We start from the raw sequence: 14,551 nt of genomic DNA, 5'->3' as shown, positions 1-14,551 counted from the left end.
TTTAACGGAACCTTCCTGTCATGAAGGCACAAGCCGCTGTGATGTACAGCACGAAAGAACCGCTTGTGTTGGAAGAGCTGGACCTCGATACGCCGCGTGCTGGGGAAGTTTTGATCCGCATGGGGGCAGCTGGCGTATGTCACTCCGACTATCATGTGATCTCGGGTCAGGCGGATCATGATCTACCCGTCGTGCTGGGCCATGAGGGCGCGGGCGAGGTGATCGGATTGGGCAAAGGCGTCACCGATCTGTCTATCGGAGATCATGTCGTCTTGAGCTGGATTCCCTATTGCGGCGACTGTTTCTTTTGCGCTCATGAGCAAACCCATTTGTGCCAGACCTACAAAACCCCACTTTGGGATGGCACCATGTTGGACGGGACGTGCCGGCTAGCCAACGCCAAGGGCCCCGTACGGCACTTGTCCATGCTGGCGTGTTGGGCCGATCACGCTGTGGTCCCGCAGGAAAGCTGCATTAGGATCAGCAAGGCCTTACCGTTCGATGTCGCCGCACTTTTAGGTTGCGCCGTGACCACTGGTGTTGGCGCAGTTCTGAACCGCGCCAAAGTGGCGCCAGGGTCAACCATTGTGGTGATCGGTGCAGGTGGTGTGGGTTTGTCTATCATCATGGGGGCAAAGCTGGCGGGTGCGCACAGGATCATCGCCATTGATGCGGCACCGGGAACGGAGGCCAAGGCACGTGAATTGGGAGCCACAGATTTTATTCCGGCGAACGAGGATGTCAGGGCTCGGATCCATGAGATGACTGAGCACGGCGCTGACCATGTGTTCGAAGCCGTCGGAAAACGCACCTTGCAGCGGGTGGCGATCGAGTACTGCCGCCCCGGGGGGCAGGTGACTTTTGTCGGGATGGACGGAAATGACGCTACGATAGACCTGCCCTCGACAGGAATTACACGCGCCGAGATTATTGTTACTGGATCGATCTTTGGATCAGCCTGCACATCTCGCGACTTTGTGGCCTATGCGCAGCACTACATGGAGGGCAACCTGCCCATCGACCAGCTGATAGGACGGCGCTACAGGCTTGACCAGATCAACGAAGCTCTGGATGACATGCTCGCTGGAAAACCTGGGCGCGGCGTGGTCCTGTTTGACGGGCCGGCTCTTTGACCCAATCGGCTCTGATCCGTCTGGCCCGCTTTGTTGCCGAAGACCCGCTGAATGCGGATGCCGCTGCACTGGCGGTTCTGCGCGACGGCGTGATCGACACACTTGGTTGTATTCACGCTGGCGCCTGCACTGATGTCGCGATCAGGTCGCGAGACGGCGTGCGGGCGATGGGTTCGGATGGCCCAGCACAGGTAATCGGCACCGAGATGAAAACCTCGCGTCCGCAAGCTGCGTTCCTGAACGCTGTCGCGGGTCATGCCCTGGACTTCGACGATTGGGAAATCCCGGGCAACACGCACCCAACCGTGGTGCTGTTGCCTGCCGTGCTGGCCGTTTCGGGGCCACAAACCCACGGCGCCGACGTCGCCTGCGCCTATCTCGCCGGATTTGAAGTGATCGCCCGATTGGGGGAGGCGATGAATTTCGAGCATTACGATGCAGGCTGGCATTCCACTGCCACGCTCGGTGCGTCCGCAGCCGCCGCGGCCTGCTCGAGGGTTATGGGGTTGTCCGCTGAAGAAACAGCGAATGCGATGTCCTTGGCGATCAGTACGGCAAGTGGGTATACCTGTCAGTTCGGGTCTCATGCCAAACCGATCCAAGCGGGATTTGCTGCGCGGGCCGGTGTCGAATCCGCCTGCTTGGCGCAAGCTGGGCTGACAGGCCAGGAGCATGTGCTCGACCATCCGCGAGGCATGTCCGAGTTGATGGGCGGGCCGGGCGCTCAACGTTTTGACGTGGCGTTGGGCAAGTTGGTCTTGGGGTATGCCTTGACGCAGCACGGGCTTGTTTTCAAACCATGGCCAAGCTGTGGATATACGCATCGGATCATGACCTGCGCGTTGCGCCTGCGTGATCGCATATCTCTGGGTGAAATTGCACGCATCGATCTGCATCTTCCCGATTTCCACGCCGCCGTGCTGCCCTTTTGTCAGCCAACGAACCGGCCCGAGGCCCTCTTCAGCCTGCCTTTCGTGGCCGCGATTGGGTTGATCCGTGGAGGACTGACGCTGCGCGACCTGGAGGCCGAGCAATGGAACTCGCCAGACGTGATGAACCTGATCACCAAGATACACGTACATCCATTCCCTCCTGCGCGACCGGACCTGAACTATGCAAATGAAGATCCCGACCGCATGGTTATCACCCGAACTGATGGGACAACTCTTGAGGAAAGCTGCACGTATCCCTTGGGCGCGCCTCAACACCCGATGAGCAATGAGCAGCTCTGGCAAAAGTTCAATGCAAATGTCGGGCCCGTCCCCGACGCTTGGGCCGCGAAGCTTCGTAACTGGCCTGAACAATCAGGCATTCTCGCCCTTTTGACACAGCAGGTATCCCACTAATGAGCAGAATACGATCTGGCCGCGCCGCACGGCGAGCGGGACGTCAGGGTGGTGCGGGCTCTGGCCCCAGCGCGGCAATCTGGCCCGGCATTGAGGGCGGTCAATACCGGGTGATCTCTCCCGAAGGCGTCCTTGGCATTCACCGGACGGTCCTGCGTATCCTTGCCGAAATCGGGCTCGTGGGTGCAACACCACGCTGTATAGAGACGGTCACGGCTGCGGGCGGGTCCGTCTCTGACACTGGCAGGCTGCTCTTTCCACCTCATATGGTGGAACGTGTACTTCAAACAGCAGGCCGAGGATTCATGCTTCATGGCCAGAAGCCTGAGTACGACCTTGATCCAAGCGGCACACGCATCCACCTTGGTACCTCTGGTGCGGCTGTACACATCGTGGACAGCGAGACCGGCGCAGTACGCGACAGCACCCTGGCCGATCTCCACGACATGGCGCGTCTGGCCCAGGCGCTGCCGAATATCCACATGTTCCAGCGCACGGTCGTGGCACGCGACATCAAAGACACTCATGCAATGGAGCTGAACACTGCCTATGCCTGCGCAGCGGGCACGGCTAAGCCTATCGGCACGTCATTTACCTCCGCAGTCACGATGCGGGATGCAGTCGAGATGTTCCACATGATCGCGGGCAGTGAAGAAGCCTGGCGCGCACGCCCGTTTTGTTGTGTCTCGACCTGTTTCGTCGTTCCACCCCTGACCTTCGCAGAAGAAGCGCTTGGCATCATCGAATGCGCTGCTGAGACCGGCACGCCCTTGAAACTCGTCTCTGCCGGGCAAGCCGGGGCCACCAGCCCGGCGCCGCTCGCCGGTGCGGTCGCACAGCAAACGGCCGAAGTGTTGGCGGGATTGGTCTATGTGAACCTTCTGAACCCCGGCCATCCGGCTCTGTTCGGTGCCCTGCCCTTTGTCAGCGATCTGCGCACCGGCGCGATGTCGGGCGGCAGCGCCGAGCAAGGCGTGCTGATGGCGGCCTGTGCCCAGATGGCGCAACACTACGGCATCCCCTGCGCTGTCAGCGCCGGTATGACAGACAGCAAGATGCCCGACTTTCAGGCCGGTTACGAGAAGGGCATCACCGAACTACTCAGTGCTCTGGCAGGCGCGAACCTGATCTATGAAGCTGCAGGCATGTACGGATCGCTTTTGGCCGCCAGCAAAGAAAGCTTTGTACTGGACAATGACCTAATCGGATCGGTCCTGCGCGCCACGCGCGGTTTTCAAATCAATGACGACGCTTTGGCCTTCGACGTTATCCGCGAGGTTTGCCTTGCAGGGCCGGGGCACTTCCTTGGCAGTGGACAGACGCTGCAACGAATGCAAAGCGACTATTACTATCCTGACCTCGCCGACCGCACCACACCGCAGGCCTGGGCAGATGCCGGGGCGCCATCGACCCTCCATGCAGCACGCACACGAGCCAAAGAGATCCTTGAGAGAGATGATGCTGCGGTCTTCGGGGCCGAGACTGCCGCCGCCATCTACCAACGCTTTCCCGAGATCGCGGCAAACTGGAAATGACCTGTTTCAGAGAAGCCAGCGATATTTATGGACGTTAATCGGCCGCGCAGCATTGGCTGCATTGGGTTCTCTCCAGCCAATCGCTGAGGTCCTCAACAACTGCGGTTGCGATGCCGAAATATATCCGGTCTCGCAAATGGTTCGACGGCTAGTCAATTTTTGTCCAACTTTGGCATCTAGTATCGACGGTGCACCCTCTTTTCAGTGATCACGTTCCGCTTTTTCTGACGCTCACGTAAAAAGACAAACATTCCCGATCCCAAAATCAGTGCGATACCAGTTGCGACAGGCAGGTTGGGCAATTCTCCCCAGATTACCCAGCCCCAGAAAATTGCCATTGGAAGGCCAACATATTCAAACGGTGCCACCGTAGCGGCATCCGCCATACGGTAAGCCTGACCAAGACAATAACCGATGATTGCAGAATTGAACCCGAGCCCAACAAACAGCCAGCGGTCAGTCCCTTCGGGCCAAACCCAAGCGCGTAGTAAGAAAATCAGGCTCTCGTTTTCAAACTCGTTCGCAAAGCGCCCGTCCCCTGCTATCGACCAGAACAGCAGACTTACGACGATAAAGCACGCCTGAATGTAAACGGCCATCGCCGACGCCTTGGACCTTGCGCCAAGAAAGCGGGTGAGCACGTTGTTAAGGGCATAGGTGAAGGCAGCAAGAACCGGCAGAGCATACATCAGCAGACCAACTTCACGCTCGCCACCGGCTTCCCACGGACGGGTCATTATCACCACGCCCAAGAAACCCACAAGCACTGCGCCAATCCGCATGGGGCCAACCTTTTCCCCAAGCAACGGTATACTCAGCAAAGTGATCATCAAGGGTGCGACGAAGAACACCGCGGTGGCTTCCGCCAGTGGCATAACTGCAAGAGCCGTAAAGAACGTCAGATTGGCAACAACAATAAGCAAACCACGCAGGAGGTGAAGCCCCGGCTGATCTGTTTTAAGGATACGCCAACCCCCTTCCATTTGCACCAAGGCAAAGCTGAACCCGATCCCGATCAACGATCTCGTAAAGACCATCTGATGCAAGGGATAACCGCCAGACAGGAATTTGATCAGCATATCATTGACAGAAATCGCCAATATTCCGATCAGTACGAACGCGATACCAGCTGTCGGGTTTTGCAGTTTTTGTTCCGCTGTCATGGAGTACCCTTTCCAAATGGCCACTAACACGGACCATTGAACAGGTCACCTCACTTGCGATGCCTTTTTGGAACAAGGCGATCGATCCCAAGCCGGTGTCGGGCTGAGTTTGAAGGCAAGGTTGTTTTGTTGATCTGGCAGCAAAAGCAAAACTGCCGGTCTATTTTGATCCAAGGCCGATAACTCTTGGCGTATCGGCTGCAACCACACGTTAGATTTACCTCTAACATCTGGGTGGGCGGACGTTTGGCTCGGACGCGCTGGAATAGTTCATGGGTTGCAAAAAAGATCACCCGCTATCACCAGGTCTATTCCGATCACTCATTGTTCAAGGTATCTCCTGAAAGCCAATCCAAGTCGGAAGCGAGGTTAACCAGATGTCGGATCTCTTCGATCTCAGCAAAGAACAAGGCAAACAGCCGCTTGCCGCAGCTTTGCGACCACGCTCACTTGACGAAGTTATTGGACAGGATGCACTCACGGCGAAAGGGTCGATCCTGCAGCGCAGGATTGCCGCAGATCAACTCGGCAGCATTGTTCTTTACGGTCCGCCAGGTATTGGAAAGACGTCCATCGCGCGCGCCGTGGGCAACATGCTCAATAAGGATTTCCGCCCGCTTCATGCGACGCGCGCCGGTGTGAAGGAAATACGTCAACTTGCGGACGAAGCGCGGATGCGCCCACTTCTTATTTTTGTCGATGAGGTTCACCGGTTCTCCGCCACACAGGCAGACGATCTTCTTGCGATCAGCGAAGACGGCACCGCTGATTTTATGGGGGCGACAACTCAGAATCCCTACACTGCGTTACCCAAGGCTCTTATTTCACGCTCAACGATCCTGAAACTTGAACCCATTTCTCTCAAGGACATGGAAAAGGTCGTTGCACGAGGCCTCGATCATCTGGAGAGCACCGGTATCAAGGTAGCCTTGTCCACCGAACAAATGCGGCTCATCGCGGGGCGCTCTGGCGGTGATGCACGCCGGGCTTTGACGACGCTCGAAAGTCTTGCTGTTGGTCATATGCCGGGTGAACCCGTTACCGTTACAGATGAAATGATCGAAGAAGCCTATATGGCCTCGCCAGTTAACCATGATCGTTCCGGTGACCAGCATTACGACATTATTTCCGCCTTTATCAAATCGATGCGCGGAGGAGCAGCAGCGGACGCCGTGCTTTACTGGCTTGCACGGCTCATCCATGCAGGTGAAGACCCGCGTTTCATCGCCCGCCGCATTATGATTCAGGCGTCCGAAGATGTGGGGCTTGCCGACAACAGTGCCCTGCAGACTGCTGTTGCCGCTGCTCAGGCCGTGGAATTGGTCGGATATCCCGAGGCAAGAATTATCCTTGCCCATGCCGCCCTTCATGTTGCACGTGCGCCCAAGTCCGGATCTGCCAATCATGGAATTTCGGCAGCCCTTGCGGCAGTTGCGAGCGAGCCGCCTTTGCCGGTTCCGTTGCATTTGCGCGATACGCATTACCAAGGCAGCGAAAAGCTTGGCCATGGCGGCTACCGGAGCCCACACAAGGATCCGCGAGGCTGGGTTGATCAACAATACGCACCAGGCATCGAGCCGGGACGCTTCTATAAAAGCGAAGCTCGGGACGCGCCTACATTTGAAAAGCGCGCTGATGAATACTGGGAGAGGATCACCGGCCGGCCGTCACCCAGACGGTTCGAATAGGGTGCTTTCGTCCCTACAAACTTCCACTCTCCAGACCGGCCCAACATCAGAAACTCGTAAACTTTGAAAACTACAATACCTCAAAGCTGCTGGGGCGCTTCTCCAAACTCCTGCTTCAGCGAAATCCCTCAGGTCGTTACGTCAGAATGCCATGTGCCGTGACGTTGCAGGTGACACTTTACCTACAGCAGCATTCCCTTAGGGCAAGAACATGCCGGGAGGGAAGTTTATGACCGTTGAAATCGAAAAAACCGAAGACGTCTGGACCATTGTGCACAACAGGCCAGAGGCGCGGAACGCCGTGGATACCGATCACGCGCGGGCGTTGGTTGATGCCTTTCTGGAATTTGAACAAGGACCGGCCAAGGTCGCGGTCTTCTGGGGAAAGGGCGACAATTTCTGCGCGGGCTGGGATCTGAAGCTAGCGGCGTCGTTGTCTGATCCTGAACTGCGTGAAGCATATTTTGACATGCTCGCATTTCCGGTTGGTTCGGCCCCTTCTCTGACTGGTCCTCTAGGCCCCTCGCGGCTGGAATTGTCGAAACCGGTCATCGGCGCGATAGAAGGCGCCGCCGTTGCCGGTGGAATGGAGCTTGCGCTGTGGTGCGACATCCGCGTGATGGCCGAGACCGCATATCTTGGCGTTTACTGCCGTCGCTGGGGGATAACTTTGATGGATGGTGGCTCGGTCCGTTTGCCAAGGCTGGTCGGTCAGGGCAAAGCGCTGGAGATTGCCCTGACCGGCCGCAAGGTCGAAGCAGAGGAATGTTATCGCATCGGCCTTGCGGAAAAGGTGGTACCACATGGCACGGCCCGAACTGCAGCCGAGGCTATGGCCCGGGAAATTGCTCGGTTCCCGCAGGAAGCCGTGCGCGCGGATCGCCGGTCGATCATCGAAACCCGTGGCATGCCCGTGCGCGAGGCGCTCAAAGTAGAATGGGCCAACGGTCTGGAGGCAATCCGCCGGGAAGGAACCGCCGGGGCCGGACGATTCCGGGATGGCGCTGGCCGGCATGGCGACTTTTCGAATATCTGAGCCATCGATCCGGATGTAGTCACTTGAAACGACTGTCGCGCCTTGACTCTGCTGGCGCTGCGCGCGACAGACGCCTCATGCTTTCTTGGAGTGTTGTGGATATGTGGCTCACGCGGGCGCGCCGTGAATTGATGGGGGTTTTCCCATGACTGGCGTGCAGATGATCACGGTTGAAAACGGCGACGGAGATCAGCGCCTGGACCGCTGGTTGCGGCGCCTGTTTCCGCATGTCAGTCAGGGTCGCATCGAAAAGATGTGCCGCAAGGGAGAGTTGCGTGTGGACGGTGGCCGGGTAAAGGCCTCGACCCGGCTCGAACCGGGTCAGGTCGTGCGTGTACCACCGCTGCCCGACGCAGATCACAAACCGGCCGAAATCAAACGCCGCGTGTCCGACGCGGATGCAAAGATGATCCAGTCCTGCGTGATCTACCGGGATGATCATGTTCTTGCCCTGAACAAGCCCGCAGGACTGCCGGTTCAGGGGGGAAGCGGCCAAACCCGCCATGTGGACGGATTGTCTGAAGCTCTGCGCTTTGGCTTTGATGAAAATCCGCGCCTTGTGCACCGATTGGACAAGGATACCTCGGGTGTATTGCTGCTGGCGCGGACCCGTGAAGCGGCCAAAGGACTGACGGCTGCATTCCGACACCGCAACACCCGTAAGATCTATTGGGCGCTGGTTGCCGGAGTTCCGACACCCTATCTGGGCGAGATCAAGACCGGGCTGGTCAAGGCACCCGGCCATGGCAAGCACGGCGAAGGCGAAAAAATGATCCCTGTCCATCTGAACGAGGTGGACAATACACCGGGCGCCAAGCGGGCGCACACCCAATACGCGACCCTTTATCGGGTGGCGGGGCGGGCCTCGTGGGTTGCGATGGAGCCGATTACCGGCCGTACGCATCAATTGCGAGCGCATATGGCCGCCATCGGGCACCCCATAATTGGCGACGGCAAATATGGCGGATCAGGGCAGGAGAATCTGGGCGATGGCTGGGGCGCGCAACTGGGCGGCATCATCAGCAAAAGGCTGCATCTGCATGCCCGGCGCTTGTCGTTCGAGCACCCCATGACGCGAAAACCCGTGACCGTTACCGCAGCGTTGCCGGATCATATGAAAGAGAGTTGGGACACCCTTGGCTGGACCGAAAACCTGGCCGCCGACGATCCCTTTGAGGACCTGCAATGAGCGCGCCCCTGCGGCTGGTTCTGTTCGACGTCGATGGCACTCTGGTTGATAGTCAGGGCAGCATCGTCTCGGCCATGACCGCATCTTTTCAGGCTGCATCGCTTCCGGTGCCCGCTCGGTCGGCGATTTTGTCCATTGTGGGCTTGTCCCTGCCGCACGCAATGGCGCGTCTGGCACCCGAACAAAGCGACAGCGTTCAGCATGATCTGGTCGAAGGGTACAAGGCGGCCTATCACGCCCAGCGGCTGGAACAGGGGGCGGCAAGCTCTCCGCTCTACCCCGGCGCACTTGAGATATTGCAGGTATTGCATGCAATTCCCGAAATACTGCTTGGGGTCGCTACCGGCAAGTCGCAGCGCGGTCTTGATGCGCTGCTTGAGGCCCACGCGCTGGAGAAGTTTTTCGTAACCCGGCAGGTTGCTGATCATCACCCGTCCAAACCGCATCCTTCGATGATTGATACCGCGCGATCCGATACCGGTGTTGCGGCGTCTGATACGGTGATGGTCGGGGATACCAGCTTTGACATGGAAATGGCCAAGGCCGCCGGTGTCGCGGGGATTGGGGTTTCATGGGGATATCATCACAGGAACGCCCTGAAGGATGCACATTGCGTGGTGGAAACCTTCGACCAGCTTCCGGGCGTGTTGACCAAAATCTGGGACTGAACGTATGAGCGATTGGAAACCGAAACGGTTCTGGACATCTAGCGCTGTGGTGCCAGTTGATGGGGCGTACACGGTTGAATTGGATGGCCGTCGGGTGAAAACCCCGGCCAAAGCCACCCTTATCCTGCCAACGCAGGCCATGGCGCAGGCCGTTGCAGCCGAATGGGACGCGCAAGAAAAAGAGGTCGATCCGGCCACGATGCCCTTCACCCGGTCTGCCAATGCGGCCATCGACAAGGTGCGCCATCAACATGCCGAAGTGGCCGACATGCTGGCCGCGTATGGTGATTCGGATTTGCTGTGCTATCGGGCAGAGCACCCCGAAGCACTTGTTCGGCGGCAGTCGGAACAATGGAATCCGGTGCTTGATTGGGCGGCAGATGCACTGGGAACCCGGTTGTTGCCAGTCACCGGCGTTGTTCACCAGCCACAGTCAGCATCGGTTCTGGAACTGCTGAAACAACAGGTGCGGGAACTGGACGAATTCCGTCTGGCAGCGTTCCACGATCTGGTTGGTCTGTCGGGATCTCTGATTCTTGGCTTTGCCGCAGCGCGTGATTGGCGCAAAGCGGACGAGATCTGGCGGATTTCGCGTCTGGATGAAATCTGGCAGGAAGAGCAGTGGGGCATCGACGAAGAAGCGCAGCGGGAAGCCGAGTTGAAAAAGGTCGCCTTCTTACACGCTAAACGGTTCTACGATCTATCGGTTTGAGCCTTTGTTTTAGGCGGCTGCGGGTGACCCAGGGTCACCCTGCACATGCCGTCCATCTATTTCCCTGATACGACCCTTGACGTTTTCTAATGAATGCGACCAAACTTGTGCCCACTAAAGGGGAGACACCTTTGGGGTAACCTTTCCGGTATCTTGATGCCGGACAAAACCGTTTCGTCTGGGGACGGAAAATCAGGAAGAGGTAAAAATGAAAAAATCCGTAATCTTGGGCGCGGCCACCGTTGCCGCTCTGGCAGCAGGTGCTGCTGCAGCGGGTACCGCGGACGACGTCAAGGCGCGCGGCAAGCTGAACTGCGGTGTTGCAACCGGCGTACCCGGCTTTGCGAGCCCGGATGCCAATGGCGAATGGCAGGGCTTTGACGTAGCCGTCTGCCGTGCAGTTGCAGCCGCCGTACTGGATGATCCGACCGCTGTTGAGTTCATTCCCACCACCGGCAAGACGCGCTTCACCGCGCTGGCTTCGGGTGAGATTGACATGCTGGCCCGTAACACCACATGGACCTTCAGCCGCGACGTCGACCTGAAGTTCGAATTCGTTGGCATCAACTACTATGATGGTCAGGGCTTCATGGTTCCAAAAGCGCTGGGCGTAAGCTCGGCCAAGGAACTGGATGGTGCAACCGTCTGCATCCAGACCGGCACCACCACCGAACTGAACCTGGCGGATTTCTTCCGTGTCAACAACATGAGCTACGAGCCGGTTCCGATCGAAACCAACGCCGAAGCGCAGCAGCAGTATCTGGCTGGCGCCTGTGACGTTTACACCACCGACGCTTCCGGTCTTGCCGCAACCCGCGCCACCTTCGAGAACGCGGCAGATCACGTGATCCTGCCCGAAATCATCTCGAAAGAGCCGCTGGGTCCGCTGGTCCGTCACGGCGACAATGAGTGGGGCGACATCGTCCGCTGGACTCTGAACGCGCTGATCGCGGCCGAAGAGCTGGGCATCACCTCGGCGAACATCGACGAGATGTCGGCCGGCACTGACAACCCCGAAGTGAACCGCCTGCTGGGTTCCGAAGGCACCCTGGGCGAGATGCTGGGTCTGGACGCAACCTGGGCACAGCGCGCGATCAAAGTGGGTGGCAACTATGGTGAAGTGTTTGCCAAGAACATCGGTGAAGAAACGCCGATTGGTCTGGCACGCGGCCTGAACGCACAGTGGACCGATGGCGGCCTGCTGTACGCACCGCCGTTCCGCTAATATCCACGGAAAAGGGCGCAGGGCAACCTGCGCCCTTTTTCCATCCACAAGAAACACGCCCGGACAGTTCCGAGCAGAGATCAACTCTGCCGACAGAAAACCGGGATTCACGGGGATATACATAGGTCATGACGACTCTCACTGACCCGCCGAAGGAGCAGTTCCGGCTGTCCATGCTCCTTTACGATACGCGGTACCGATCTGCGACCATTCAGGTCATTGCAATGATCGGTTTCATGCTTCTGGCAGCCTGGCTTATCAGCAATACGATTCAGAACCTTGAGGCATTGGGCAAAACGGTCGAGTTCTCGTTTTTCGGTGAACCGGCCAGTTATGATATCAACCAACGTCTGCTGGAATATGACTCGCGCGATACCCATCTGCGCGCCGCGCTGATTGGGCTGCTGAACACGCTGGTTGTTGCAGTACTGGGCTGTATCACTGCCACGATCGTTGGTGTTATGGTCGGCGTCCTGCGCCTGTCCAACAACTGGTTGGTCGCTCGGATCATGACTGTTTACGTCGAGATGTTCCGTAACGTGCCGGTGCTTCTTTGGATCGTACTGGCCATGGCCATCCTGATCGAGGGTCTGCCTGCACCGCGTGCATTCCGGGGTGAAGATCCCGAAGCAACGATGAAGCTGTTCGACTCGGTCGCCATTACCAACCGCGGCGTTTATATCCCCGAGTTCCTGTTCTCGCGCAGTTTGGGCGACATCCACCTGTTTGGCACATCGAGCCTGCGCTTTGATGTTTCTCTGGACCTGATCGCGTTCCTGATCGTGTTTGGCGGCAGCATCTTTGCCATGCGCAAAGTGGCGGCCTGGGCCAATGCCACGCAGGAAAAGACCGGCGACCGCCCGACCATCTGGCACATCCAGTTGGGCCTGCTGATCGTTCCATCGGCCATCCTGCTGGGCGCGCTGGGCTTCCATTTGGGTTTCCCTGAGCTGAAGGGGTTCAACTTCAGCGGCGGCACCCATCTGCGGAACTCACTGATTGCCCTGTGGCTGGCTCTGTCACTCTATACGGCGGCCTTCATCGCCGAGATCGTCCGTGCCGGTATTCTGGCCATTTCGAAAGGTCAGACCGAGGCCGCATCCGCGCTGGGTCTACGCCCGGGCCGCACGATGCGTCTGGTGATCCTGCCGCAGGCATTGCGGGTGATCATCCCGCCGATGATCTCGAACTATCTGAACCTGACCAAGAACTCGTCACTGGCGATTGCGGTCGGATATATGGACATCACGGGTACCCTTGGTGGCATCACCATGAACCAGACCGGGCGCGAGCTGGAATGTGTTCTGCTGCTGATGCTGATCTACCTGTCCATCTCGCTGAGCATTTCGGCGGTGATGAACTGGTACAACAACCGTGTCAAACTGGTGGAGCGGTAATATGAGTGATGTTTCATTTGTCCGCACGGAAATGTTGCCGGAACAGACACCACCCGCCTCAGAGGTGGGGGTGCTGGGCTGGATCAGACACAACCTGTTCTCAAGCTGGCTCAACGCTATCCTGACCATAATCTCACTGGTCTTCATCTACTACGTGCTGTCCAACGTTCTGACATGGACGTTCGAATCCGTCTGGAACGCGAATTCACTGTCAGAATGTCGTGAGATCATGATGGCAACGTGGGGCGATACTCATGGTCATGCCTGCTGGGGCGTGATCAAGGATCGCTGGTTGCAGCTACTTTACGGCTTCTACCCGCCGTATCCAGAGTACCCGAATGCAACCTGGTCAAACCCGCCAGAAGCTGGGGCATGGCCGGCCTATTTCCGACCAAACCTGGCCTTCATCCTGTTGCTCGTCGCGATTGCGCCTGTGTTGTTCACAAAAGTACCGCGCAAGCTTCTGATCGTCACAGCGGCCTACCCGTTTCTGCTGCCCTGGCTGATGTGGGGCGGTAGCATCTGGGGGCCACTGATGGTCGCCGCCGGATTTGCCATCGGGTATATCGCTTACAGGCTTGTGCTACCTGCCGCGGGTTCACTGACGGCCCTGATCCTTGCGATCGTGCTGCCCATTCTGTGGTGGTTGTTTGCAGCCGGCCCGGTTGCCGGGGCAATTGACTCAGCACTTCCCATCGGCATCGCCGCAGTGGAAAGTCGCGACTTTGGCGGCTTCATGTTGGCGATCCTTCTGGGTGTTGTGGCCATCGGTGTATCGCTGCCTATCGGCATCCTTCTGGCGCTGGGCCGTCAGTCCGACCTGCTGATCGTCAAATACATGTGCGTGGGCTTTATCGAGTTCATTCGCGGTGTGCCGCTGATTACCCTGCTGTTCGTGGCCTCACTGCTGCTGAACCTGTTCCTGCCGCCGGGCACCAATTTTGACATCATCCTGCGGGTGATGATCATGATGACCCTGTTCTCGGCTGCTTATATGGCCGAGGTGATCCGGGGTGGTCTGGCAGCCCTGCCAAGGGGTCAGTACGAAGGCGCCGACAGTCTGGGCCTGAATTACTGGCAGGCACAGCGGCTGATCATCATGCCACAAGCCCTGAAAATCTCGATCCCGGGCATCGTGAGCACTTTCATCGGTATCTTCAAGGACACGGTTCTGGTGTCGATCATCGGCCTGTTCGATGTAATCGGCCTGACCAACGCGATCCGCGCCGATACCGCCTGGAATGGCATCTACTGGGAACTGTTCGCCTTTATCGGCGCGCTTTTCTTCGTCGTCTGCTTCTCCATGTCCCGTTATTCCATGTATCTGGAGCGCAAGCTTCAGACTGGCCACCGTTAAGGAGTTCAACACATGTCTGAACTTGCAATTGAACGCGAAATCGACCGCTCCAAAATGCAGGTGAGCGACGAGGTCGCCATCGAAATCACCAACATGAACAAG

The 14,551-nt window shown here is 58.0% G+C and carries 12 protein-coding genes and 1 pseudogene; 12 read left to right on the top strand and 1 reads right to left on the bottom strand.

The window, feature by feature from the left end; translation table 11 throughout:
* Nucleotides 1-20 precede the first annotated feature (20 nt).
* The 3 genes from ACR0NA_RS14875 to ACR0NA_RS14865 are packed head-to-tail and all read left to right on the top strand — an operon-like array spanning nt 21 to nt 4,014.
* A complete protein-coding gene (locus ACR0NA_RS14875) occupies nt 21-1,133 on the top strand; it encodes a zinc-binding dehydrogenase (protein WP_480730090.1) in 1,113 nt (370 codons plus the stop codon).
* Nucleotides 1,130-2,479 carry an MmgE/PrpD family protein gene (locus ACR0NA_RS14870; RefSeq protein ID WP_480730088.1) on the top strand — a complete coding sequence of 450 codons (1,350 nt, stop codon included), beginning with the start codon at nt 1,130-1,132 and terminating at the stop codon, nt 2,477-2,479. Before ACR0NA_RS14875 ends, ACR0NA_RS14870 begins: the two co-directional genes overlap by 4 nt.
* Complete coding sequence (locus ACR0NA_RS14865; RefSeq protein ID WP_480730086.1) at nt 2,479-4,014, top strand: trimethylamine methyltransferase family protein; 1,536 nt, start codon at nt 2,479-2,481, stop codon at nt 4,012-4,014. Before ACR0NA_RS14870 ends, ACR0NA_RS14865 begins: the two co-directional genes overlap by 1 nt.
* A gap of 176 nt (nt 4,015-4,190) precedes the next feature.
* Here ACR0NA_RS14865 and ACR0NA_RS14860 read toward each other — a convergent pair whose 3' ends face one another.
* Nucleotides 4,191-5,177 carry a DMT family transporter gene (locus tag ACR0NA_RS14860; protein WP_480730084.1) on the bottom strand — a complete coding sequence of 329 codons (987 nt, stop codon included), beginning with the start codon at nt 5,175-5,177 and terminating at the stop codon, nt 4,191-4,193.
* 377 nt (nt 5,178-5,554) lie between these two features.
* Between ACR0NA_RS14860 and ACR0NA_RS14855 the strand changes: the two genes are divergently transcribed.
* From ACR0NA_RS14855 to ACR0NA_RS14815, 9 genes and pseudogenes are all read left to right on the top strand, one after another.
* The gene (locus tag ACR0NA_RS14855; protein ID WP_480730082.1) at nt 5,555-6,865 is read left to right on the top strand and encodes a replication-associated recombination protein A; all 1,311 of its coding nucleotides are present in this window, start codon (nt 5,555-5,557) and stop codon (nt 6,863-6,865) included.
* Between the two features lie 229 nt (nt 6,866-7,094).
* Nucleotides 7,095-7,901 carry a crotonase/enoyl-CoA hydratase family protein gene (locus ACR0NA_RS14850; RefSeq protein WP_480730079.1) on the top strand — a complete coding sequence of 269 codons (807 nt, stop codon included), beginning with the start codon at nt 7,095-7,097 and terminating at the stop codon, nt 7,899-7,901.
* A gap of 145 nt (nt 7,902-8,046) precedes the next feature.
* A complete protein-coding gene (locus ACR0NA_RS14845) occupies nt 8,047-9,090 on the top strand; it encodes an RluA family pseudouridine synthase (RefSeq protein ID WP_480730077.1) in 1,044 nt (347 codons plus the stop codon).
* Entirely contained in the window at nt 9,087-9,758 is a 672-nt protein-coding gene (locus tag ACR0NA_RS14840) for an HAD-IA family hydrolase (RefSeq protein WP_480730075.1), read from the top strand. The genes ACR0NA_RS14845 and ACR0NA_RS14840 overlap by 4 nt, the downstream gene beginning before the upstream one ends.
* A gap of 4 nt (nt 9,759-9,762) precedes the next feature.
* Nucleotides 9,763-10,470, top strand: a complete 708-nt coding sequence (locus ACR0NA_RS14835) for an ATP12 family chaperone protein (protein ID WP_480730073.1) — start codon at nt 9,763-9,765, stop codon at nt 10,468-10,470.
* A gap of 208 nt (nt 10,471-10,678) precedes the next feature.
* On the top strand, nt 10,679-11,695 hold the full coding sequence (locus ACR0NA_RS14830) for an amino acid ABC transporter substrate-binding protein (protein WP_170656656.1): 1,017 nt from the start codon (nt 10,679-10,681) through the stop codon (nt 11,693-11,695).
* A gap of 128 nt (nt 11,696-11,823) precedes the next feature.
* The gene (locus ACR0NA_RS14825) at nt 11,824-13,092 is read left to right on the top strand and encodes an amino acid ABC transporter permease (RefSeq protein WP_480730068.1); all 1,269 of its coding nucleotides are present in this window, start codon (nt 11,824-11,826) and stop codon (nt 13,090-13,092) included.
* 1 nt (nt 13,093) lies between these two features.
* Nucleotides 13,094-14,449 carry an amino acid ABC transporter permease gene (locus ACR0NA_RS14820; protein WP_480730066.1) on the top strand — a complete coding sequence of 452 codons (1,356 nt, stop codon included), beginning with the start codon at nt 13,094-13,096 and terminating at the stop codon, nt 14,447-14,449.
* A gap of 12 nt (nt 14,450-14,461) precedes the next feature.
* Nucleotides 14,462-14,551 (top strand): annotated as a pseudogene (locus ACR0NA_RS14815) (amino acid ABC transporter ATP-binding protein); the annotation flags it as partial.

It is taken from the genome of Ruegeria sp. C11 (genome assembly GCF_056537725.1).
This window is presented reverse-complemented; position numbering and strand designations above follow the sequence as displayed.